This window comes from Paenibacillus sp. FSL R7-0345 (assembly GCF_038595055.1).
Classification (GTDB): domain Bacteria; phylum Bacillota; class Bacilli; order Paenibacillales; family Paenibacillaceae; genus Paenibacillus_AQ.
Genome location: NZ_CP152002.1, coordinates 4,571,618 through 4,596,344 on the forward strand (window position 1 = coordinate 4,571,618; position 24,727 = coordinate 4,596,344).

The following is a 24,727-nucleotide window of genomic DNA, read 5'->3' on the forward strand; positions in this document are numbered from 1 at the left end:
TCTGTCCTAGCGCACCGGGGTTCCGCTGATACAGACATTATCCCCGAGCACTTCAACTTCCAATCCCTCGAGCGTGATTGCCTCCTTCATCAGGGCCACGCCCGGGAAATCAAAGGTCCCAGGAGCTTCGGCTCCGCCGCCGACAATCTTCGGCGCATAGAACAGAACCACCCGGTCCACCAGTCCGCTCTCCAGCATTGAGCCGTTCAACGTCCCGCCGCCTTCAAGCAGAATGGAGCTGATCTCCATTTCGCCGAGCTTGACCATCGCCACCTTGAGGTCTACGCGCGGCCCGTCTCCGCTGATTACAACCGTAACGCCAGCATCTTCCAGTGCCGCTTTCCGGGCTGGATCAGCTGCTGCTGTCGTCACGATTACCGTCGGCGCCTGTCCGTCGGCAACAACATTTGCATCAAGCGGGGTACGCAGGCTGGAGTCAATAACGATGCGCACCGGATGAAGCCCCGGAACCTCCAGGCGTGTAGTCAGTGAAGGATTATCGGCGATTACTGTGCCTACCCCTACCATAATCCCCTGATGGCGGTGCCGCAGCGTATGTACAATTTCCCGTGCCTGTCCGTTTGAGATCCATTTGCTGTCCCCGGTTCTGGTAGCCAGCTTGCCATCCAGCGTGCTTGCACTCTTCAGGGTTACAAACGGCTGCTTGGTCAAAATATACTTGATGAACCGTTCATTGAGCCGCAAGGCACGGCTTCTGAGCAGCCCGACCTCAACCTCGATTCCCGCTTCCCGCAGCATCTCAAAGCCCCGTCCCGCCACCTGCGGGTTAGGGTCCTCACAGGCAACAACTACCCGGGCAACCCCTTCGTCAATCAGCCGCTGGCTGCAGGGCGGCGTCTTGCCGTAATGGCTGCACGGCTCCAGTGTGACATAAGCGGTGCTCCCCTGTGCCTTGCCTGCAGCCATATTTAATGCGTGCACTTCAGCGTGTCCCGTACCGCGCTGCAGATGTGTACCCAGGCCGATCACAGCCCCGTCCTTTACAACTACACAGCCGACAACCGGGTTAATACCTGTCTGTCCCTGTGCTCTTTCCGCCATGTCCAGCGCAAGCGACATGTAGAACTCGTCATTTAAAATATCCATGATCTGCCTCCCACCCTGATAAATTACCTTCAGTAAAAACAGAAAAACCCGTCTTAATCTCCAGGCGGAGTTCAAGACGGGATATACGAGAGTTTGCCGGTAATCCTAATAAAATGGTGCGTAAATAAACCCCTTCACCAATGATTGTGAAAGTTCGCACATAATATTATGAAATACACCATCACGCCTGCCCGTTCAGGGGCAGAACGCTATTCTCTCCTTCTTCCATCCAGACTATACTGTCGGTCCCGGAATTGCACCGGGTCCACCGTCCGTATCCGAAGGATACGACGCGGGTAGCGGACTAAGCACGTAAAGGCTGTAACAGCCATTACAGTGACATCACCGCCGGTAGGGAATTACACCCTGCCCTGAAGGATCAAACCAGTATGAAATTAGTAACATCTAAACCTGCACGTCATTCTCTATGACTAACATAAAGTTAGCACTATACGGTGAAAAAAGCAAGCAGATCGTAGACTGCGGGCAATACTACAGCATAAGCAGCCCCCTGCCGTCTATACCTCACCTTGCTTATTCACTTTCAGCAGATCGCGGATTTCCGTCAGCAGGGCAATTTCAGGATCAGGTGCCGGAGTCTCTACAACCTCAACTTTTACCGTCTCCTTATGCTTGAAGCGGTTGGCCACTTTGACCACCATAAAAATCGAGAACGAAATAATAAAGAAATCCACTACACTCTGCAGGAATATCCCGTATTTCACCTCGGCATCGAGATAGGTAAAGGTCAGTTTTCCCAGATCTATCCCTCCGCTAAGTAAACCCACAAGAGGCATAATAATGTCGGCAACCAGCGAAGAGACGATTTTGCCGAATGCTGACCCGATGACTACGGCAACTGCCAGATCCAGCACGTTCCCCTTGATCGCAAAGCTTTTAAATTCCTTCCACATTCCATTTCCCCCGATCATTGAATTTTAGTTATTATAGCATTACCGCAATGAATGACCAATAAGCCGGCCTCAAAAATGCTAAATCTGAAGATTTGTTAAGAATATATTAAGCTTTTATACAGATGCGCTCCTGCCGGCGTTAAGATTCCCGCGCTACAATGAACAGGCGGCGGCAGATCATGTATAATCCGGATAGGCAAGACAAGGCTGTCTGGACAAGCAGGAAAGGATGTTGAACCATGAATAACGGAACACTGCTGCTCGTGGATGATGAGCCGGGCTCAGCGTGGGCGCCGACGATTATGTCACCAAGCCGTTCAGCCCGCTGGAGCTGGTAGCCCGCATCAAATCACAGCTGCGCCGGACAAGAAGTTATCTGGGTGAGGCTGCCGCCAGAGACAGCGAGATGATTATCGACGGACTGTCGGTTAACTCCGCTACACATGAGGTAAGTGTCGATGGCCAGCCGGTCAAGCTGACACCGCGGGAATTCGCCATTCTTGAGCTGCTGGCCCGAAACAGCGGACAGGTGATGAGCATGGAGCAGATTTACTCCAAGGTCTGGAAGGAGCAGTATCTGGACAGCAACAATACACTGATGGTCCATATCCGCAAAATCAGGGAAAAAATTGAAGACAACCCGCGCCAGCCGAAATATCTGAAAACAGTCTGGGGCGTCGGCTACAAATTGAAAAGGGAGGTTAAGCTGCTCTGAATACGAAGCGGTTCAATACATTATCCTGGCGGCTGGCCGGATTTGGCCTGGCCAGCATTGTGCTGGCTGCATTCATCATTATCCTCCTGTTCTGGGGGGCTTCCATGCTGCTGTGGCTCAATCCCTCCCGCTCCTTCTGGGGGGTCAAGCTGATCCGCTGGGTGATTAACAATATCGGCTCCCTTCCCGTTGTGCTGATTATCGGCCTCCCGCTCTACACTTTCTTCTTCCTGAAGCTGACCAGAAACACAATGAGCTATCTGCGCAATATATCAACCGGCGTGCAGCATATCGCGGGCGGCAATCTTTCGTACCGGATCGCCGTCACAGGCACAGAGGAGCTCGGAACACTCGCCGATAACATCAACAAGATGGCCGGAAAGCTCAAGTCAGCAATGGATGAGGAACGGGCGGCAGCCAAAGCCAAGGATGAGCTGATCACCGGCGTATCGCATGACCTGCGGACACCGCTGACCTCTGTGCTGGGTTTTCTCGAATATGTCGAAAAAGACCGCTATGCCGATGAAATTGAGCTGCGCTATTATGTCAACATCGCTTATGATAAATCGCTGACGATCAAAAAGCTGATCGACGATCTGTTCGAGTATACCCGCATCACCTCAAGCGGCCTGCCTCTCCGCCAGGAGCCGGTCAATCTAGGCAACCTGCTCGAACAGCTTGCCGAGGAATTTGTCCCTGTACTTGAAGCAGCGGGCATGAGCTACAGCATCCGGATAGATCCTGGTCCGCTGGTCATTCAGGGGGATGCCGATGAGCTGGTCCGGCTGTATGAGAATCTGTTCACCAACGCGGTGCGTTACGGAAAAGAAGGCAAGCAGCTCGATATCTCCGTCTTCAGCAGGCAGGATCAGGTCGTAGCTGTCTACACCAACTACGGGCCGCCAATCCCGGCTGAGGATCTCCCCCATCTGTTCAAACGCTTCTACCGGGTGGATAAATCCCGCTCACGGAAGACTGGCGGCAGCGGACTCGGCCTGGCGATTGCCAAGAGCATTGCCGAGCTGCACGGCGGGGTTATTACCGTTAAAAGCTCACGTAAACAAACGGAGTTTGAAACAAGCTTTCCGCAAAGCAAACCGTAAAGTCATCTTCAATAGCCGAGCTTCCGCCAGCACAAAAAGAGCAGAGCCGGTATTTTTCCGGCTTGCTCTTTTCGTACTGCGGTTATACTTAACTCTCCTATGTGCTACTGCTGATGCAGCTCACGGTAAGTATCGCGGATGAACGTGCAATAGACGGAGGGCGGATAATGCTGCACACGCTCGTAAGCGATCTGCGACTGCTGGCGTGCTTCCTCCATCTTCCCCGCCCTGGCATAGATTCTGGCTTTATAGGCATAAGAAGTGAATACGGCCGCCCGGTCCAGCGGATGGTGGACGTCATCAGTCAGTGTCACCCTGGACAATGCCGCCAGCGCCTCATCATCACGTTGCAGATGATACAGCGCTATGCCCGCCGTTAAGTTACGGCTTGATAAATAACGGTCCCCCGTAACGTGGAAGCTGCTGCCCAGCTCAAGCGCCTCTTCATACCGCTGCTCCGCATTCGCCAGCCTGATCTCAGCCAGTCTGAGCAGCTGTACAGACTCTTCATTCTCCGACAGCTCCACATACAGCCGCGCCTTCTCCAGATTCTGCTTCGCCCCGTCCAGGTCTCCCGACATGAGGGCAAGATTGGATAACACCCGGTACAGGTGGTCTGTCAAATAAAAGACGTTTTCCTCGCGGGATAATGCAACAGCTGCCTGGGCAGCTTCCTTACTTCCGTTGTAATCACCGAGGGCGGACAAAGTCACACTCTCTGCATAATGGAGGTCGAGCTCGAACAGAAAGTTGTTGCCTACCTTTTTGCTCCTATACTTTTCCCGTACACTCCGGATCAGCTCAAGGCTTTCCTTGTACCTTCCCTGCGTGAACAGCAGTGCATACGTCAGATATTGTACTTTGGCGCTCTCCACAAATAAGCCGAAGCGCTCGTATATTTCTGCCGCCCGGGCAACCGCTTCTTCTCCTCCGGCACTCCCGGTATAGTAACAGGCAGCCACATAGAACTCCATCAGCCGGGCGGCATCAACGGTTACCGGCAGCTTTCCGTCCAGCAGCGGCTGCACCCTGGCGATAACTGCCTTATAATTTTTCTGCTTGAACTGTACTTCGATATCACGCGCCATTGTGGCCAGCTCTGCGCTCTGGTCATCCTCCAGGAAGTAGCCGGCATCCACCCCAAGGCGTTCGGCCAAAATCTGCAGACTGCGCATGGAGGGCAGTGCCCGGCCGTTTTCAATCTGGCTGAGCATGCTTTTGGTCATATCTTCTCCGGCCAGCTCGCTCTGTGTAAGCCCTTTGGATAGACGCAGCGCTTTTATCTTATCCCCGATCGCCTGCTTATTCGTCATCTGTTTAGCCATCCTTCTGTCTGTCTTTCTCCCAGTATAACTTAATGTACCGTGAAGAAAAAACAAAGTTTAATTAAATTAAACTTATAGTTGCACTCTAGAGTTTAAAATTATACAATTAGTTTAATATAATTTAACTTTTTCTTCTGAAGGAGTGCTGTTAATGGTTAAACTAAGAAGCTTATGGGCTAATCCAGGCAACCGTAATATGCTGCTGTTCTTCACAGCCAAACTAGCTTCAATCCTCGGCTCCGGCATGTTTACGTTTGTAGTCTGCTTATACATTCTGAAAGTGACAGGCTCCGGAAGCAGCTTCGCGGTTACGATGGTCTGCGGAATGCTGCCCCGGATTATACTGGCCCCTTTTGCCGGGGTGATGGCCGACCGGATGAACCGCCGCAGGCTGCTGATCTGTTCTGATCTTGCCGCTGTAGTGTCACTGCTGCTTGCGTATCTGGCCGTCTCGCTGAACGGCGTTACCCTGACGCCTGTTTATGTCACCCTCGTTCTGCTGTCTGTATGCTCCACCTTTTACAGCATCGCCGTCTCCTCTTCCCTGCTCCAGCTTGTAGAGCCTGACTCCCTCCAGCGGGCGGGTTCACTTAATCAGATTGCCGGCTCCATCGGCAATTTGCTCGCCCCTGTGCTCGGCGGCATGCTTTATGCGGTGATCCCGCTAAAGCTGTTCCTGCTGCTGAATGCTGCAGGCTTTGCTGTCTCCACCCTCATGAGCATCGGTCTCAAGTTCAATTCGGCGGCTGACCCGGCTGATCCCGCCGAGCAGCAACAACCGCAGCATCCCGCCCGCACTAGACCTCAGGTGTGGGCAGAGTTCCGCAGCAGTCTTGCCGAAGGCATGTCTTACGCGTTTAAGAAGCCCGTTATCCGCTCTGTCCTCGTTATTGTTTTCTGGGTTAATTTTTTCGTCGTCGCCTTAAATGTAGTGCTTCCATATGCCGTTGTGCAGACCCTCTCCCTCGGCTCCGGACAATACGGCACCATTAACGCGATGCTCGCTGCCGGCATGCTGGCGATGTCTCTGCTGCTGACCGTCCGCCGGCAGGGCAGCAGTCCAACCGGCTCGCTGATCCGCGGACTTTTCATGCTCGGACTGCTTTTCCTTGCCCTGGCCGTGCCGCTGATTCTGGATTTGAGCCGCACCGGGGCTTATGTTTATCTGATGGTCATGCTGTTTATGGTCGGCTGCACAGTGATGAATATTAACATACCTGTGCAGGTGTATCTGCAGCAGAGTGTTGAACCGGCATATCTCGGAAGAGTGTTCGCAGTGGCGGAAACAGCTTCAGGTGCGATTGCACCATTAGGAATGGTCCTCTATGGTGTGCTTGTGGACCGGGTTCCCTCCTTCCTGCTGCTGGCGGCTTCCGGCATGTCGATCCTGCTGGTCACTCTGCTTGGCTCCAGAAATTTAAAGCAGGGCACCCGGCGGGAAGAACAGCAGATGCTCGAAGCAGGGGTACAGCTTCGTCCCTAAGAAAACCTTTATACCTGTTAAGGAAATGATAAGATTTCTACCCGGCCGCTCTTAAAAACTGTCGCTTATAGTGAATGCTATACGTACTTCTGCTGCCAATAACAGAAACGGGATTCATTACGTGCTCACTTCATCGGACCCTCTCCTGCGCTAAAAAAAGAGCCTGCGGCATTCTTCTGCCGCAGGCTCTTTGCTATAGATGATCATAAGATCAGTTTGTTTCTCAGCGCTATTCCTGATTACGTCTGCGTCTGAACACCCGGTTCAGCATAACACCTGCCGCAATCAAGCCCAGCCCTGTCAGATAAATCGGAAGCGGACTGTTCTCACCGGTCTGCGGCAGCTGGCCGCCAGTGCCCGGATCCGTTACTGTTCCCCTTGGAATACTGTCATCTGTAATATCGATTTCCGGGGTAGTAGTATCCGGGGTACCAGGGGTACCGCTATCCGGATCACCGCCTCCGAGCGGAATCTCTCCGGCCGGGATATCCACCGGACCTTCACCCGGAGTTCCTGTCTGTCCCGGCGTTGCCGAAGGTATGATTGCCGGACCGCCAGGAATTTCGTCATCCACTACAATTACACCAGGTACTTCAGTCCCTGGAGGCGGCGTTCCCGGTGTCCCTCCCGGAATTGCCGGGGACGGAGCCGGAGACGGTGTTACTCCCGGTGAAGCCGATGCAGTAGGTGCAGCTGACTCTGTAGGAACCGGTGATTCCGTTGGCACCGGTGATTCCGTCGGTGCCGGTGTGACTGTTGCTGACGGAGTTTCGGTCGGCGCAGCCGTCGGTGACGGCGTCGCTGTTGGCGTTACTGTCGGAGTTGGCGTTACTGTCGGTACCGGTGTAGCTGTCGGCTGCACAGCGGTATTGTATACCGTCAGATTAATACCTGCCACCGAGCCAATGGTCACCGGATATTCCTTAGTATCCAGTACATACCCGCTCGGCGCTGCTGTTTCAATCAGGATATAGCTGCCCAGCCAGATGTTATTGAACACTGCACTGCCTGCCGCGTCTGTAGTGCGCGTGTTCACCAATACGCGCTCCGGCCCGTTCAGCCGGTACAGCTCGAAAGTCGCGCCAGCTAGTACTTTACCCGTGTTCTGGGCATCCAGCTTGCTGACGGTAAGGGTTCCCCGCTCCCCGCTGCCTGTGCCCGAACCGCTGGATACGCCGACAATGACCTCTGTCGTAGTATTCTTTTCAACATTAACTACATTATTTCCGGTGAATGTCGCAGTATTGGTCAGCTTGTCGCCTGTCTTCGCTGCAATCAGCGACTGATATTCCAGGATATAAGCCCTGTCGATGTCACGGGCAAAGCTTAGCTCAAAGCTCTGTCTGCCGTCATCATCGGCCAGGATCTGCAGTGCATAGTCCACACCCTTAACCAGCTCTGTGCTGCTCTTTGTGATAGTACCGTTTGCAGCTGCGGTTCCGGCATAGAGATGGAAGGAATCCGGCAGCAGAATCTGGTTAATGCTTGGTGTGTCAATAATTTTGGCATCTCTGACATGAGACTGGCTGCGGTTCACCGCAAGGCTCCAGTCGACCTTTTCCCCGCTTTGCAGCCCGCTCTTCAGGACATATTCCCCGCCGTGCGGAATATTTACGGTAGCGGTCAAGTCTTTGGATACCTTTTTGTCACCATCCAGCAGATGCGCTGTATTGACTACGGTATTGCCGATCAGCTGACCGGCCAGACTGGTCTTAAAGACAACAACATACGCTTCGCTAATGCTGTCAGCGAACACGATTCTGAGCTTGCCATCGTTTCCTACGCTGTAGGAATAAGCACTTCCGGCCAGTTCAGCCCCTTGTTTGTAGTCTCCCTTGGCATCCAGATTCAATTTATAAATCTTCAGTGAATCCGGCACCAGCTTCTGCCCGGCAGTCAGAATATCGGATACGACAGGAGCTGCAACAGCTTTGGATGTATAGTTCACGCCTACAGTCCAGGTCAATTCCTTGCTGGAAGCATCGTATACTCCGGTCTTGAATCCGTTGTTCTTCCACTCGGTCCGCGGAATAAACTTCCCGTCTGCACTTGTGCTCTGCTTGACGCCTTCAATATCAGTCCAGTCAATCTTGGCTGTGTTAATAAAATCATCCGTGTTGCCGTTCAGCCAGTCATTGCTGAATTGGGTAGTATAACTGATTGTGTAGGAACCGGTAATCGAAGTTTTGAATTTCACTTTGAAGCCGGCATTCGGGACAACCGGAGTAGCATATTCCAGCGTATATGCTGAAGCTTCAAGCACGGTATTGCTGCTGTTCCGCACAACGATTGTTTCCGGAAGCAGCTTCTGGCCGCCCTGAGGGAACAGATCAGTAACCACAACATTCTTCATCGGATAGTTGTCGCCGTTCAGCGTGATTTTCCAGTTAGCGGTGTGATCAGAATAATTCGCTCCGGAAAATGTTTTGTAAACAATGATCGGTCTTACAAGCTGGGTTGCGGATTGGCTGTACGTGCTGTCTGAAACGGTATTCGTAACCGTATGATCCTTGAATACCCGGCCCACCGCTCCTGTTTTGTATTCAATCAGGTAGGCGGAGGTGATGCCTCCGGTAAATTGCAGCCTGAAGCCCTGCTTCTTCTCTCCGGTAATGGCCGTTACTGTATAATCGGTGTTCTCGGTTAAAACAGTTCCCTTAGTGGCCTTTCCGGAGGAATCCAGCGTTACCGGATATACCTTTAGGGATCCCGGCACAAGCTGCTGCGTATCATCAAACAAATCATTCAGCACAGCGCTCTGCTGCGGAATATTTTTCAGGTTATAATTGTATTCGATGGCCCAGGTAATCACCTGAATACCCCAATCATAATTTACCGCTTTTTTCTTCAGGCTGCCGCCGCGCTCTACGGTAACTGTCGCCGATGCACTGGCCGGATCACGCCCGTCTCCCGTAAAGGTGGCACTGTTCGTATAGCTCGCTTCATCCCCGGTAATTAACGTAGTATAGACAATCCGGTATGCGCCGTTAATGACCGGATCGGCAAAACGCACGGAAAGCACGCCTCCGGCTACTTCGGCAGTATACTTCCCGGAATCCACAAGATCACCCTGCAGCACTGTACCGTCAAGCTGTACATTCAGCTGATAAACGGCCAGCGAAGCAGTGTCGTCCAGCTTTAGGCCGGCCGGGACAGGATCGGTGACAACTGCATTTTTTACCGGCTCCAGCCTCTTGTTTACATCAACCGTCCAGTCAATCTTGCCGGCATTAAACCCGCTGGCTACGCCTGTCTTGGCGATGGTTGAGCCCACCTCAGGCTTGAACGTAACGGTTATGGTCTGCGAGCCGCCGTTAACAGGGAAAATAATCTGTTCGGTGGTGCTTCCGCTGACTGTCGTACGGTCAAACTTCGTATTCACCCTTAGCGTTCCTTTAACATTGCCGTGATTTTCAATATAGCTGCTAAAGGTCATCGTCACTTGATGCGTTGACTTGCTGACAACAAATTCGCCTGCCTGCCCGTCATCCGAGACCAGCGCTCCGCTGATGTCGTTATACAGCTGGAACTGTTCCGGCAGCTTAAAGGTAAAGGTATCTCCGGCGCTATAGCTGTGTCCGTCTTGAAGCGCCCACGTATAGTCCAGCGTTACATTTGAGTTCACATCATAGACGCTGTCCGTTACCGTGCTTCCGTCAGGTGCGTATACTGCCATAGACACGCTGGTAATGATGTCTGCCTCTTTTTCGATGGCTCCTGCATTAACCTGTGTAATAAACCCGATTCCATTAGCGTACTGCACAAACAGCATAAGAATCACAATAGCCAGACTGAACCTCTTTTTGATCATTCCCCGGTAGCCCCCCAATCCTGATATTCGTTTCAGCTCTCACCAAGGCTTCTGTTCAAGATGGCGCCGAACCTGCTGGTAATGGCACACTCCGCCCCAAGTCCAGTTATGTAATTCGGTCGCAAAGCGTCCACCTTATGTAAACTTGCAGAATTCCTTCCTTTTCTGGTCAGAGTGAGCGTTATATACTTATATCACCTAAGTATAGAAGCTTAGAATCAGATTCATGTTTAAAATCAGAATATTTATTTTAAAAAGCAGGCTTTATCAAAAGGGAGAGAAACTCGTGGATCTGATAAGCTTTTTTGCACGGCAGCGTGAGACCGATTTCATCATGTTCTCGGCGCCGCATTTCATTGCTCTGGCAATAGCTGCAGGACTCTGTCTGCTGCTGTTTGCCGCAAGGTTTGCCCTGCGGACCCGCCCGGTTCTGCGGAATTCGGTCCGCTGGCTGCTGATTATTGTGCTGCTGGCTTCAGAAGGCGGGCTGCATGTGTGGTATTTGTCCCATGATATCTGGACCAGCCGCAATTCACTGCCGCTGGAGCTCTGCGGAATTACGCTCCTGCTGTCAGCGGTCATGCTGCTCACCCGCAGCCGGCTGCTCTACTCTTTTCTCTATTTTGCCGGGATCGGCGGAGCCTGTATCGCTCTCCTGACACCTAATCTGGTCTACCCCTTTCCGCATTTCCGCTTTCTGCTGTTTTTTACCGCACATATTGCGATTGTACTGGCTTCCCTGTTCATGACCTGGGCTTACGGATTCCGTCCTGTCTGGCGTTCTCTGCTGTTCACCATGCTCTGCCTCAACCTGATCGCCGTTATAGTGTTTGGACTCGACAAGCTGCTTGATGCCAACTACATGTTCCTGGCCCATAAGCCAAGCACCTTCTCCGTCCTTGAATACTTCGGCCCTTATCCGTACTACCTGCTTGTAGAAGAGGCCTTTGCCTTTATCATCTTCCTGCTGATGTTCCTCATTTTCTTCAAGCTGCCGGAGATGATCAGAAGCCGCCGGAATACCTCCCGAAGCAGAAATTTATAAGCTTGTACGTCAAAAAAGCACCACGCCGGAATAACCGGCATGGTGCTTTTTAATGATCCGAAAAGGGCCTCGCCCTCATCCGGAATGAATTAAGCTTCGATGATTTCGACCGAAGTCATTTTGTCGCGTCCCTGGAAGGTGTCAACCAGCTCCATGCCTTGGACAACCTTACCGAATACAGTGTGGACTCCGTCAAGGTGCGGCTGCGGTGCATAGCAGATGTAGAACTGGCTTCCGCCTGTGTTTCTGCCGGCATGTGCCATTGCCAGGGTTCCGCGCTCATGCTTGTTCGGGTTGATCTCGCAGTTGATGGTGTAACCAGGACCGCCTGTGCCTGTTCCGTTCGGACAGCCGCCCTGTGCTACGAAGCCAGGGATGACACGGTGAAATACCAGACCGTTGTAGAAACCGTCGTTAGCCAGCTTCTCGAAGTTAGCTACAGTATTAGGAGCATCGTTTTCAAACAGGTCGATCAGCACTACGCCGCCGTTTTCGAGTGTAACTTTCGCTTGCTTTGCCATATGTAAATGACCCCTTTCAAATTTTCAGATATAGAACACGTTTATTAGTTTACTATGAAACTCCGTACAAAGCAAAAGCAAAGCAAGCGGGAGGGTTTCCCGCTTGCTCAGCAAACGTACATAGCCTGAAGGCCTCTCAAGGAGCACCTGATTTATTTCGTTACAGCATTCTTTGCAATGCGCTCTGGTACAATATCGTTAGCTACAATGTCACCATGACTCTCACGGCGCACAACTACATCGCTCTGGCCGTTCTGTACAAAGACTACTGCCGGACGGCGGATCCGGTTGTAATTGCTGGCCATCGAATAGTTGTAGGCTCCTGTGCAGGCAACAGCTAGCAGATCCCCGCTGTTAACGGCCGGAAGCTCTACATCCCAGATCAGCATGTCGCCGCTCTCGCAGCATTTGCCGGCGATGGAAACCGTTTCTTCGTTAGCTTCTGTAGCCCGGTTAGCCAGCAGCGCCTCGTATTTGGATTCGTAAAGCGCCGGACGCGGATTGTCTGTCATACCGCCGTCAACGGCTACATATTTGCGTACACCCGGAATTTCCTTGTTTGTGCCCACTGTGTACAGCGTAGTCCCGGCATCGCCGACGATGCTGCGGCCCGGTTCCACCCAGATCTGCGGCAGGGAGCTGCCGATTCCGCTGAAATGCGTCTTCACGGCATCTGTGATGGCAGCAACATATTCCGATACGAGCAGCGGCGTGTCACCGTCCACATAACGGATACCAAAGCCGCCGCCGAGATTGACGACAGGGAAATCAATGTTCAGCTCTTCCTTCACCTTGCGGGTGAAATCGGCAATCCGTTCAACTGCCAGCTGGAAGCCTTCGGTTTCAAAGATCTGTGAGCCGATATGCGAATGAACGCCCAGTAATTGCAGATTGGCTTTGTCCGCCGCCTGCTGTACGGCAGCATAAGCGGAGCCGTTGCCGATATCGAAGCCGAACTTGGAATCAGTCTGGCCGGTAGAAGCATAGGCATGGTGTGCATGGGCTTCTACGCCTGGCGTTACGCGCAGCAGCACATTCACAGTCACTTCCTTGCTGGCGGCAATAGCCTGCAGTAGGCTCAGTTCAACCAGGTTATCGACTACGAAGCAGCCGATTCCCGCATCAATTGCCATTTCAATCTCGTCCGGCGTCTTGTTGTTACCGTGGAAGTGAATGCGCTCAGCCGGGAATCCGGCCTGGAGTGCTGTGTACAGCTCCCCGTCAGATACTACGTCCAGTGACAGCCCTTCTTCATCAACCAGCCGGCACATAGCCATGATCGAGAACGCCTTGCTCGCATAAGCAACCTGGAAGCCCAGACCGGATGCTCTGAAGGCATCCATGTACTCGCGGCAGCGCTGACGGATCAATTGCTCGTCCATTATATATAGCGGGGTACCATATTCCGCCTTCAGTTCGGTCACATCACATCCGCCGATTTCCAGATGTCCTGCATCATTAATCCGGCTCGTCCCGTGTAAAAACATTGTCCAGTCCTCCAATTTCCGTGGAACGTCTTGATTCCACCCTGTCTATTGTATGATTTTAAGCCCCGCAGAGTTCCATAATCAGGCTTCAGGCTGAAACCCGGACTTCACAGGGGCTATTTAGTGTATTCAGTATAACAGACAGTGGGAACTTCATAGAATGGACTAATTTGCAGTTGATTTGTATTTTTTGTACGGCTACTTTTCATTCTCCTGAACAGGCGGCATCCTTGTGTTATCGCGTGTTTTGTTAAAAGACGGCCTTGCTTTGGAGCTAAGCACCGGCTGCCGCACCAGAATGGCCCCCATCGCCTTTGCATTAAATGGTATAAACGGCCACAAATATGAGGAGTTATAGGACCGGTGCGTAGTCAGCAGTATGACAAGAAGCGTTGACCCGATCATAAAGCCCTGCACCTGGAAAGCGGCCACAGCAAGCAGCAGCGCAAGCCTGACAATCCGGTTGGCGAGTCCGAGCTCATAGCTCGGGGTTGCGAACATCCCGATTGAGGCAACCGCCATATACAGTACGACCTCGTTCACAAAAAGCCCGGTCTGCACAGCAATGTCTCCGACCAGTATCGCGGCAATCAGACCCATCGCCGAGCCCAGCGGTGTCGGTGTATGCACGGCGGCCATACGCAGCAGATCGACCCCCAGCTCAACGATCAGAAACTGGGCCAAAATCGGGATTTTCGCCATTTTCTGCGGGCCGATGAACTCCAGCATGGCCGGCTTGAGCTCGGGATGGATAACCATCAGCATCCACAGCGGGAGCAGAAACATGGAGGCGAACACGCCGATAAACCGCACCCAGCGCAGATAGGTGCCCATGAACGGGGTCTGCCTGTTCTCCTCGGCATGCTGGCAGAGATCAAAAAACGTCGTCGGCAGGACAATAACGCTCGGCGAAGTATCCACAAAAATGACAACCCGGCCTTCCAGCAGGTGCGAAGCCACGGTATCAGGGCGTTCTGAATACCGGACAAGCGGATACGGATTCCAGCCTCTGCCGACAATCGCCTCCTCCAGCTGTTTGTCCGCCAGCGGAATACCGTCAATATCAATGCTTTTGATTTTGTCGGTAACGGCCTGTACCTGTGTCTTGTCCACAATATCATCAATATAGGCTACACAGACATCAGTCCGCGTCCGCCGGCCGACCTGGTGCATCTCATATTTCAATCCGGGATCGCGGAGCCTTCTGCGTACCAGTGCTACATTGCTTAGCAGTGTTTCGGTAAACCCGTCACGGGCTCCGCGCACCACCCGCTCAATTGAGGGCTCATCCGGGCCGCGTGCCGGATAGGCACGGGTGTCCATGATGATAACCTGGTCTTCACCCTCAATAAAGAATACACTCATCCCCGAGAGCACTTTATTGATGCTCTCGCTCAGCAGCTCGCCTTTTTCCACCTGAATATGAGGGATGTATTCGGTCATAAAGCTGCTTAGCGCACCAGTCGATACCTCATCAGGGGTCAGATAGGTCAGCCTCTTCAGGATTTCGTCAATGATCGTATCCTTGGCGAATCCGCTGATGCACAGCAGCGCCGCTTTACGGCCCCCAAAGGTCATTTCGCGGAAAACGATATCAAAGGAGGACCCCAGTCCTAACACTTCTGTCAGCGTCTTCTTCGTGTCCTCCAGACGCTCGGGAATTTTATCATTCCCCTGCCAGTAGATAATGGATTGCTCCAGCGAATCTGAACGCTCTGAATCGCGCTTTTTTTGCAGCGGATCATCCTTTTTCTCCTGCGGCTCTGCTGCCTGCTTCCGCGGCTTCTTCGCCTTTTCCCCGGCCTGACTCTGCCTTTTATCCGCCTTCATCCCCTGCTCCGCTTCAGACTCCCCGTCCTCGTCCTCCTCATCCGGTTCCTCACCGAACAGTCTGGCGAAAAAGCCTTTCTTCCCGCTTTCAGGCTCCTCTGTACCGAGTTCACTGGAGATCTCGGAATCCTGCGGGCCGGAGTCTTCGGTTTCCTGTTGACCATTGGCAGCAGCAGCATCCTGACTATTCGAAGCTTCAGCATCCTGATTACCGGAGTTTCCGGAATCCTGTGTGCTAGATCCGGCTGTGCCGGATGCTTCTGCCGGGTCACTTTCATCGCCGAACAGCGTAGACAAAAAGCCTTTTAGTCCGCCGCCTTTCTCCTCCGTATCCGCAGGTTCATTTGATTCGTCTGATCCCTCTGATTCCCCGGACTCTTCTGTGTCCTCCTGCTGCTGTGCATCCTGCGGCTCCCCGCCGCCGTTATCCGCAGCTCCGGTATCACCAGCACCGGAAACAGCCTGCGTCTCTGTATCCTCTGCCTTAGCCCCCTCCTGATCCGGCGTGCCTGCTCCGTCAGAGGGCTGCAGATCATGGCCGCTATACCCTGTCACACCAGCGTCCACACCGATATCGGCCTGCTTGCTGTTCTCCGCGTCTGCCGTCCCTTCAGCCGGCCCTCCGCTGCTGTCCGCATAGCTGGGATGAACATCCCTGCCGCTCTCTTCTCCGCCGCTTTCAGCTGCAGACGGTCCGGCTCCGGCTTGCGGAAACGACTGCCCCTGCTTAAGCAGAGCGCCAAGCTCATCTGATGACTCGGACTTATCATCCGGCCGTCCCTTAGTCCCGGAAGCAGCAGCCTTTATTTGCTCAGACTTCACCTGATCCCCGCTGTGAATATACCTCGCCACTTCATTACCCCCTAATGTTCAATATGCCTTTAGACCTTCAAAGACCTTCCCAGTTCTATCAGCAGCCCGCTTAACGCTGGTACACAAACCAGTCGAACAATGAGCCCGCAACCTTCCCGCAGACCATCGCCATCAGCAGGCCAAACAGATAATGCGTCATATGCAGCCGTTTAGCCAGAATGGGCAGCACGTTCAGAACTTCCGTCAGGGCAGCAGCCAGCATGCCGACAAAAACCCCGTCAAGCAGGCCCACTCCCAGCTCAGCCAGCGGACCGGCCGCTATTTTCCAGTTCCAGAAATCACTAACCGTTCCAAGCAGCGAGCCCCCGACCATCGCTCCCTCATACCAGTGCACCTTATCGTAGGATGAAGTCAGCTGGGCAAGGCGCGGTACCATATCGAGTACGATAAAAAGAGCAATGACCCCACCGCCTACGGCAATTCCGGCCGCCACCCCAAGCAGCAGATGAAGGCCAAGGGAGAGCGGCGCGGTCATGGCACTTCCTCCTTCTTCCCGGAAGAACCACTCCGGTGCTCCAGCTTGCTGTATTCCTCATGCACTACGTAATGATCGATATTTTTCTGATACAGGAACATTTCCACTTCCAGCGGTGTCGGCTCCTCATTCCATTTTTTCTTGAACAAATGATTAAAAAAAACGACCATCCCAAACCCGATTCCCAGCGAATAAGCTACCTGAAAAACATAAGGATGCTCATCGCGCCGCCCGGTCAGCATCTCCACGATCCGTACATGCACCTCCTGCATGCTGACATCGGCATGAAAATTCATAATCGTCAGCGCCGAGCCGAAAAACAGCAGCAGCCAGACCAGCACAAACAAGGCAATGGACGGCTTGCGCGCCTCAAGCGGGCCTTTAATCTGGACAATCGTCCGGCCCTCGCCGATCGGCTGGATGTCGGCACCGGGCACCAGCTCATGGATCCGCGGGATAATGGTCAGCAGATCGATCAGAATCAGATTTCCGTCACTTTGCTCCGGCTGGAACAGCAGAATTGAGTCCAGTTGCTCTCTGAGCTCAGGAACGGCTATCAGATAGGCCACATCACGCAGCATAACCCCCCGGCCTTTGGGTACCGTAACCCGGTTCTTCAGCTGTATGTAAATTGCGGGTGCCGGCTTATCGTTCATCTTCATGCACCTCCTCAAAGGATGACAGCAGAATAACGGTAGTATGGGAGAAACGCCTTATTTTTACTCTAAGGGAGCAGATTTCATCTTGAGGGGAAGCCCAAAAAACCGCTCTTTGAAACAGGGCGGCCAAGGCCAACCCGTGAACAGCGTGATTGTAGCGATCGATGGCAGCGAGATCGGCAGATAGATATTGAACAGGGTGCGGAAATGGCCGGCCCCGTCAATCAGCGCCGCTTCCTCCAGCTCTTTTGGAATGCCGCGGAAGAAGTTCAGCATCGGAATGATCAGGAAGGTGTCGACCGCCCCCGGCAGCTGCAGCCTGACTGTACACCCGGATTGTTCATCATAAAAAAGACAGGACCGTCTTCCGCAAGCGTAAATGTCCCGCCGCAGAAAACAGTCCTGTATTCATCCCGAGCTTCTGCCCAGCGCTTATTTTATGCTGTCATACCACTCATTGACTTCACTTGTAATTTGCTCGCCGCCGCCTGATTTCCAGGTTTCGACGAAGTTGTCGAACGCATCAATCGGCTGTTTGCCGTAGATGATTTCGTTAAACGTCTGGTTCTCGATTTTGTTCAGGTAATCCAGCTTGGATTTCATGGTTTCAGTAGTCGGACCTGTGAACATGTTCTTGAATGATTTATCTTCCTGCTGCAGCAGCACTTTGGCAGCCGCAGGCGTACCTTCACCATAGTTAACCGCTACATCCTTCTCCAGTCTGGTAGCAGGCTCAGCGCCTTCTGCCAGGTTCAGCAGGGATTTCATCTGGGCATCCGGAATACGTGCGCCGTCACGGACGAGCAGGTAACGGATACTGTTGACAAAACCGCCTGAGATCTGATCATTGGCTACCATTTTACCGCTCGCATCCAGCTCATAGTCATAGCCTGCGAACATACCGTTGTCCAGCTCACCGCCCGGCTGCGGGTTAGCGTAGTTATCATAGAGATAATTCTGGTAAGTGAAGAAAGCCTCCGGATTCTTCATCTTGGTGCTGATCAGGGTAACCCCGTTGGTGAACTGAGTGCCGTGACGCATTACTGTACCATCTGGTCCGGCCGGAATGTTGATTGGAGCCCAGACTGCATCCGGAGCCTTCTTCAAAGTATCCTGCAGCGGCCAGCCGCTCATCCAGTATGGTCCAGGGATAATGCCTGCTGTGCCGGCAACGGCCGGTTCAGCAGTCTTGTTCTCATCCCAAAGCGCGGCTTCCTGCGGAATGTAACCCTTGCCGAGCCAGCTCTTCAGCTTTTCAAGCCCCTGCTTCATGCCTGCATTGATGGAGCCGTATTCCAGCTTGCCGTCAGCGCCCGCATTCCACTGCTGCGGAAGGGTTCCATAAGCGCCGAAGATCCAGGAAGGATCGCCCATCCAGGTGTTCATCGTTGTTTTGAAGCCGATGCTGAGCGGTACTACTTTATCCGGAGCAACTCCGTCCGGGTTCCGGTTCTTGAATGCATCCATAACCGTCTCCAGCTCGTCGATGGTCGCTGGCGCCTTCAGGTTCAGCTTGTCCAGCCAGTCCTGGCGGATCCAGAGAATGTAGTCATGGTTATAGGCATAATCGAGTACCGGAATCCCCATCTTTTTGCCGTCACGGCTGTACTGGTTCCAGACATTAGGGTCCTGGGCCATTGCTACTTTCCAGGTGTCGGAGGCATATTGATCAAACAGTGTGCCTACCTCGCGGTACATTCCGGAATCAATCAGATCCTGGGCGATGGTAGCGTCGCCGGTACCGATAGTTACAACATCAGGCATTTCCTGTCCGGAGGACATGGCCAGACGCAGCTTGGTACCAAACGCGCCGTTCGTATCCGTAATGGACCAGAGCGATTTGATGTTGATCCCGAATTTTTCCTTGGCCCATTTGGTAGCCACATTGTTTTCGATGGTCTCCCCGTTCTTGAACTTCAGCTCCGGGTCAACACCCCATACCGTCGTGATTGTAACTTCGGGATCGTATTTATCCTTGTAGGCGTTTTCAGTTGTTGCCGGTGTATTTGCGGCATTGCCGGAAGCGTTATTTCCCCCGGCATTATTGTTTCCGGAGCAGCCTGCAATACCTCCTGCCAGTATAACGCTCATGCCTAGAAGCGGCAGCAATTTTTTTCTCTTCATGCTTCTGTCTTCCCCCTTGAGTTCCTTAAGTATTGGTGATGTCTTCATTATAAGGAACGGGCCGGACGCGAATACGTCATTAAAACAAGGTTTCGGCACCTATGCCAACCTCTATCTGTCACGGAATTCATTTGGTGTCATACCGTAGTGCTTTTTGAACATTTTGCTGAAATACTGCGGATTCTGATAGCCCAGCTCCGTTGTAATCTCATAAATTTTCTTGTTGGTGTTCTTCAGCAGGTAGAGCGCACGCTCCATCCGCATCCGGATGATATAGTCGCCCAGCCCCTCGCCCGTCTCGGCCTTATAAATCTTGGAGAGATAGACGGGATGAAGAAAGACATGATCGGCAATCGTCTTGACTGAAAGATCATGGCCGGTATTGCTGCCGACCAGCTCATGCACCTGCTTGATAATGTAGCTTTTGGTATACTGGTCACTCTCCGACAGCTCATTCTGCAGCCTGGCGAGCATGTCGAGCGCCCAGTCCTGCAGCTTGTCCAGGGAGACAATGTTACTCTGGGTGAGCAGCGGATCAAGCGCATACTGGTCAATCTGCGATATGAACTGGCCGCCCTTGTGGGCGATGTACATAAAAGCATTGGTAACCGAAAGGAATACTTCGTACAGATGCTCACGCGAATACCGGGTCTTTCCGAGCTCCCTGAACACATCCGTAATCTTCTCGCGGGCCGAATCCCACTGCTTCGACTCCAGCAGGTGGATCAGCGTCGACGGACGGTACAGGCTCTCCAGTGCTTTGCTGGCCGCCTGCTCCTGAATCTGGCTTTCTTCCAGATACAGCACGGAGCCGGCTTCATTATGTGCAGTCAGGAACATGGAGCTGAGTCCGCTGCGGTAGGCGGCTGGCAAGCCGTCCGGGAAACTGAACCATCCGGTAATAATGAGTGAGATGTCTCCCTTGAGATAGTTACTCACGCTGTCGCGGAAGCTGCTGATCAGACCTTTTAGCATCTGCTGGCGGAGCCGTTCATACTCATCTGACTGCTCCATTAGCTGCTGTGTCTGCGCATTCGGTTCCACCAGCAGAATCAGGCAGTCATGCGGCGCTTTGCAGAACCAGACGTGGAAGCTTTCCTTGAACAGCTCCTCCGCGATATTGCCGATCGCATACTCCATCAGCGGGATGGAGTGATGATCCATTGCGGTATAATGGTTACCGAGCTGGATCAGCAGCATTGCTGCCTGTGTCTCTGTGTCAAAAGCAATTTCATATTCCTGCAGCTTCGCAGCAAACGCACGCCCGGACATGACCCGGCCCAGCAGCAGATCGTGCATCAGACTGGCGCGCAGCACACTGTAGCTTGCTTTGCGGTTATACATCAGCATCTGGTATCTGTCATGCAACTCCCATTCATCCCGCAGCGATTCAATGGCCCCGGTTACACTCTCGATGAACTCATCGTCGTTGACCGGCTTTAGGATGTAATCAAACGCCTGCAGCTGAATCGCCTTCCGGGCATAGGAGAAATCGGAGTATCCGGTCAGCAGAATGCTGCGCAGGTTCGGCCAGCGCTCGCTGGCCGTTTCAATCAGCTGCAGCCCGCTCATGCCCGGCATCGAAATATCCGTTACGAGGATATCAATCTCCTGCTGCTCCAGAATCTCCAGCGCCTCGGCGCCTGAAGCCGCCTGATGTACCTTCGTAACCCCAAGCTCCTCCCAAGGTATCGTCAATGCCAGACTCTCCGTTACATAGGATTCGTCGTCAACCAGCAATATTTCAATCATGATGTCCCCTCCACTGATTCTTCTCTGTTGTCTGCAGCGCTCCCCGGAAGCTGCCACTGCAGTCTGGCCTGCAGCCCGCCAAGCGGCGAAGGCGCGAAAGTCAGGCCCGCTTCTTCGCCGTAGCGCAGGCGCATCCGCTGATGCACGTTCCATACGCCGCAGCCCATCTCTTCATCCATTGCGTGGACCAGCTTCTGCTCAAGCTCCGCCATTTGCTCCGGCAGCATGCCTTGACCGTCATCCTCAACGGTAAGGATCATTGTCCTGCCGCTGCAGGAGCCCGTGATCCGCACAATTCCTGCCGCTGCCAGCGGCTCGATCCCGTGCAGCACCGCATTCTCCACCAGCGGCTGCAGCACCAGCGGAGGAATCTCCAGCCGGTGCATCTGGCTCGGAATGCTGATGGTATACTGCAGCCGGCTCATCCGCATGTTCTGGATCTCCAGATAGTGCGTCACGAACTCCACCTCCTCAGACAGGGAGACAAGGTCCCTTTCCTGACGGGTGGTATATCTGTAGTAACGGGACAGGTTATGCGCCATCCCGACGACCGCAGCCTGGTTGCCCAGCTTGGCCATACTCGTTATAAAAGAGAAGCAGTTATAGAAGAAATGCGGATTAATCTGGGACTGCAGCTGCTTCAGCCGGGCTTCGCGGACATGGATTTTTTCCATCAGCACATTCTCAATCAGCTCCTGAATCTGCTCCACCATGGTGTTGAAGCGGCCGGACAGAAAACTGAATTCATTTTTCCCCTTGATCCCGATCCGTACGGAATAATCCCCCTGCTTCAGCCGCTGAAAGCCGCCGACCAGCTGCCGCACCGGAACCTGCACCTGCACATACAGAATGTAGGCAACCACAAAGCTCATCAGCAGCAGTGCGCCCATCGAGATGTAGAACAGCTGGTTCGACTTGTAAATCGGCTGCAAAATATCCGACAACGGCATGTAGTCAATAAGATACCAGCCCATTTTATCGGAATAGACGATATTCACACTGTAGGATTGCCCGTCCATCTGTAGCGTCCGGTTCTCGCTGCCCTTCAGCTGCTCCTGCTCAAGCCGTTCAACCAGTTTCCCGGCAAGCAGCTTGTCGGCACTGCGGTTAAAAATCAGCCCGGCCCCCTGCTTGTAATAGAAGGGATCTCTTCTGCCGTCGCTTTTGAACTGATCGAGCATGTCCTCTATATTCTGGCTGTCAAATTCCACCTTCATAATGGTCGTTGCCTGCTGCGGCGAGAATTCGGACAGATAGGGAGTGAACGAATACCAAGAAAATAAAAAACGCTCTTCAAACTGGTCTTCCAGCCGTTCTACATGCCAGCCTGATTTCACCTTCTGTACCAGCTCCGCATCCTCATAGGGTCTGGCGTCGTTTTCAGTGACTACCCGGTGTATAGCCGGCGAATAAAGGGACAGCTTGCTTTTCCAGTTGGATGAGCTCTCTTGAATGCTGAGTTTAGTCTGTATACGTTTGACGAGGTTAATCCCGTCCAGATTCAGATAATCGGCTGAGATCGCGGAGTCCTTAAGGCTGAGAATATCCGGATCATGAATCAGCAGAATCGGCCATGAGGACAACAGCTCCATATTCGTCTCCACCTGGTTCTGGAAAAAGCTCAGCTGGTTGCTGTTTGAGGTATTCAGCTCACTGCGCAGCACATCGGTCGTTGTTTTGTTAGAGTAGAAATACAGGAACGTTATCGGAATGAGCATGATGACCATGATACTCATAATTTTGCTGAACAGGTTATATCTATACATGGGCTCACTCTCCGTAATGGTTGCAGCTCGTATTGTATACAGAATGCCTGGCTGGCACAGGTAAATCCTTCACGACGGGGCGTTTGAGGCAGTTTGAATTTTAAGCAAAACGATGAGCAGGCAGACCCTGAACGCCTGTCGAAGCACGGTCAAAGCCTGCCCTGAGTTACAGCTCAATCCATTTGGCGCGGCCGGTGTCTATTTAGTAACGAAAAAATAGCCGCACACTTTTCCTCTACCATTGTAAACGCTTTATATCTTTTGGCATACAGCATTCATGCAATATTTCTGCAGCCTGTTTATTCTTTTTGCAGCATCCCCTATAACTTATCATAAAAAGTCAGCTTTGTTGTAAAAAAAGAGGATGCCTTCTCAGCCCGTTACGGCTGCATGAAGGCATCCTCTTTTTTCAAAAGCCCTGGGGTCGCTCCCCTCAGGCTTATCTATTTAAGCGGCCTGCTTCACTTCCGCCAGCTGCTGCTTGTTCTGCTGGCTGGAAATATAGAACAGCGCCGTCCAGATCAGGGCAAATCCGACAACCTGAGACATTGTTACCAGCTGATGATAGACAATCCAGTTGATCAGAATCCCGGTCATCGGGAAGCTGAGCTCTGCCAGTGTGGCAAAAGAAGCTTTGGTCGTATTCAAACCTTTGTAATAGAGCAGCATACTGAGCAGTCCCGGCAGCAGCGCCTGCAGCAGCAGGTTGATGGCCACGAGGGAAGTCTCTCCGATTCCGCCGTTCAACTGCCATGGGGCACCTTCCAGTGTGGTGACCGCAAACAGCAGCGGCAGTGCCAGAATGAACCGCAGGGAGGTTACTGTTTCATAGCTCATTGAGCCAAGCAGATACCGGCCCATAACGGTGGACCCGCCCCATAGGGCAGCAGCGCCCATTGCCATCAGGCTGCCTACGCTGATGAAGTTATTTACATGACCAAAAGGAACCGTCCAGCCAAAAGTGAGCAGATAAGTACCGGCCAGCGCCAGCACAATCAGCACGCCGAAGTTACGCGGCAGCCGTTCTTTCAGAATAACAGCCGCCAGCCCGATAGCAAACACCGGCTGGAGCTTCTGCAGCAGCAATACAGCATTCAGATCACCGCTGGACAAAGCCTTGGTGAACAGGATCGTGGCCACGGCGGAACCGCCCCAGGAAACCACCAGCAAGGCTCCTGCCTGACGGAGCCGGATACCCTTTAATTCAGCACGGTGGCGCCAGAGTACAGGTGCTGCTGCGAGAAACAGCACTACATGCTCCAGCAGAACGATCTGCGAGGAGGTCAATGATTTCAGCAAAATAATCCGGAACAGCGGATCAACGCCCCAAAGCGCTGCCCCCAGTACAACCAGCCAAAAACCGCTGCGCATTGGTGCTATGCGCATACCTGATGATGAAGCCGATACATTACTCATAACTCATTCTCCTTGTCGATACAAACCCTCGATAAGAGACCAAAAAGCCCCCGATCCGCCCTGCAAAGGGCAATTATCGGGGGCATTGCGAATAAAAGCCAGCAGGAATACACCTGTGTCCTTATTCTTTGATCCTCTCCCATCCGGACTTTACCGTCGGCTCTGGATTGTCACCAGATCAGTCAATTCCGCCTAACAGCAGAGATTGAGTCGCGGGCTTAGTTCGCTTTGAACATCACCGCCGGTCAGGAATTTCACCTTACCCCGAGAATCTTGTATTCCGTTATTATTTTCACAATCTCAGAATAACTCTGTTCTTCC

Annotated in this window: 15 protein-coding genes, 3 pseudogenes and 2 riboswitches; of the genes and pseudogenes, 4 read left to right on the forward strand and 14 right to left on the reverse strand. The window is 52.8% G+C overall.

Annotated features, from left to right (window positions below):
• Positions 1–6 precede the first annotated feature (6 nt).
• Both ribD and mscL read right to left on the reverse strand, forming a co-directional pair.
• Entirely contained in the window at positions 7–1,107 is a 1,101-nt protein-coding gene (gene ribD, locus NST84_RS19770; RefSeq protein WP_342561871.1) for a bifunctional diaminohydroxyphosphoribosylaminopyrimidine deaminase/5-amino-6-(5-phosphoribosylamino)uracil reductase RibD, read from the reverse strand.
• 213 nt (positions 1,108–1,320) lie between these two features.
• A riboswitch (FMN riboswitch) is annotated at positions 1,321–1,490 on the reverse strand.
• Positions 1,491–1,625: 135 nt separating this feature from the next.
• Complete coding sequence (gene mscL / locus NST84_RS19775) at positions 1,626–2,021, reverse strand: large conductance mechanosensitive channel protein MscL (protein ID WP_342561872.1); 396 nt, start codon at positions 2,019–2,021, stop codon at positions 1,626–1,628.
• A 277-nt stretch (positions 2,022–2,298) separates the two neighbouring features.
• Between mscL and NST84_RS19780 the strand changes: the two are divergent.
• Positions 2,299–2,736 (forward strand): annotated as a pseudogene (locus NST84_RS19780) (response regulator transcription factor); the annotation flags it as partial.
• Between the two features lie 59 nt (positions 2,737–2,795).
• Positions 2,796–3,839, forward strand: a complete 1,044-nt coding sequence (locus NST84_RS19785) for an ATP-binding protein (protein WP_342561873.1) — start codon at positions 2,796–2,798, stop codon at positions 3,837–3,839.
• Positions 3,840–3,943: 104 nt separating this feature from the next.
• On the opposite strand, the gene NST84_RS19790 is transcribed toward NST84_RS19785, so the two are convergent.
• Complete coding sequence (locus NST84_RS19790) at positions 3,944–5,152, reverse strand: helix-turn-helix transcriptional regulator (RefSeq protein ID WP_342561874.1); 1,209 nt, start codon at positions 5,150–5,152, stop codon at positions 3,944–3,946.
• A 163-nt stretch (positions 5,153–5,315) separates the two neighbouring features.
• Here NST84_RS19790 and NST84_RS19795 point away from each other — a divergent pair, with 163 nt between their 5' ends.
• Positions 5,316–6,647: an MFS transporter gene (locus NST84_RS19795; protein ID WP_342561875.1), complete on the forward strand. Its 1,332-nt coding sequence runs from the start codon at positions 5,316–5,318 to the stop codon at positions 6,645–6,647.
• Between the two features lie 229 nt (positions 6,648–6,876).
• On the opposite strand, the gene NST84_RS19800 is transcribed toward NST84_RS19795, so the two are convergent.
• Positions 6,877–10,458 carry a collagen binding domain-containing protein gene (locus NST84_RS19800; RefSeq protein ID WP_342561876.1) on the reverse strand — a complete coding sequence of 1,194 codons (3,582 nt, stop codon included), beginning with the start codon at positions 10,456–10,458 and terminating at the stop codon, positions 6,877–6,879.
• A gap of 286 nt (positions 10,459–10,744) precedes the next feature.
• On the opposite strand from NST84_RS19800, the gene NST84_RS19805 reads away from it, so the two are divergent.
• Positions 10,745–11,503, forward strand: a complete 759-nt coding sequence (locus NST84_RS19805) for a TIGR02206 family membrane protein (RefSeq protein WP_342561877.1) — start codon at positions 10,745–10,747, stop codon at positions 11,501–11,503.
• A gap of 89 nt (positions 11,504–11,592) precedes the next feature.
• On the opposite strand, the gene NST84_RS19810 is transcribed toward NST84_RS19805, so the two are convergent.
• The 10 genes and pseudogenes from NST84_RS19810 to NST84_RS19855 form a co-directional block, all read right to left on the reverse strand.
• Positions 11,593–12,024 (reverse strand): peptidylprolyl isomerase, encoded by a 432-nt coding sequence (locus NST84_RS19810; protein WP_342561878.1) that lies wholly within the window; start codon positions 12,022–12,024, stop codon positions 11,593–11,595.
• A gap of 152 nt (positions 12,025–12,176) precedes the next feature.
• Positions 12,177–13,511 (reverse strand): diaminopimelate decarboxylase, encoded by a 1,335-nt coding sequence (lysA, locus tag NST84_RS19815; RefSeq protein ID WP_342561879.1) that lies wholly within the window; start codon positions 13,509–13,511, stop codon positions 12,177–12,179.
• 198 nt (positions 13,512–13,709) lie between these two features.
• Positions 13,710–15,269, reverse strand: a pseudogene (locus tag NST84_RS19820) (spore germination protein); the annotation flags it as partial.
• A gap of 994 nt (positions 15,270–16,263) precedes the next feature.
• Complete coding sequence (locus tag NST84_RS19825; RefSeq protein ID WP_342561880.1) at positions 16,264–16,689, reverse strand: stage V sporulation protein AB; 426 nt, start codon at positions 16,687–16,689, stop codon at positions 16,264–16,266.
• On the reverse strand, positions 16,686–17,345 hold the full coding sequence (locus NST84_RS19830) for a stage V sporulation protein AA (RefSeq protein WP_342561881.1): 660 nt from the start codon (positions 17,343–17,345) through the stop codon (positions 16,686–16,688). The genes NST84_RS19825 and NST84_RS19830 overlap by 4 nt, the downstream gene beginning before the upstream one ends.
• Before the next feature lie 141 nt (positions 17,346–17,486).
• A pseudogene (locus tag NST84_RS19835) lies at positions 17,487–17,660 on the reverse strand (ABC transporter permease subunit); the annotation flags it as partial.
• A gap of 120 nt (positions 17,661–17,780) precedes the next feature.
• Positions 17,781–19,472, reverse strand: a complete 1,692-nt coding sequence (locus NST84_RS19840) for a sugar ABC transporter (protein WP_342561882.1) — start codon at positions 19,470–19,472, stop codon at positions 17,781–17,783.
• A gap of 111 nt (positions 19,473–19,583) precedes the next feature.
• Entirely contained in the window at positions 19,584–21,224 is a 1,641-nt protein-coding gene (locus NST84_RS19845) for a response regulator (protein WP_342561883.1), read from the reverse strand.
• Positions 21,221–22,990 carry a histidine kinase gene (locus NST84_RS19850; RefSeq protein ID WP_342561884.1) on the reverse strand — a complete coding sequence of 590 codons (1,770 nt, stop codon included), beginning with the start codon at positions 22,988–22,990 and terminating at the stop codon, positions 21,221–21,223. The genes NST84_RS19845 and NST84_RS19850 overlap by 4 nt, the downstream gene beginning before the upstream one ends.
• A gap of 447 nt (positions 22,991–23,437) precedes the next feature.
• Positions 23,438–24,406 (reverse strand): DMT family transporter, encoded by a 969-nt coding sequence (locus NST84_RS19855; RefSeq protein WP_342561885.1) that lies wholly within the window; start codon positions 24,404–24,406, stop codon positions 23,438–23,440.
• Positions 24,407–24,533: 127 nt separating this feature from the next.
• Positions 24,534–24,682, reverse strand: a riboswitch (FMN riboswitch).
• Positions 24,683–24,727: the final 45 nt, after the last annotated feature.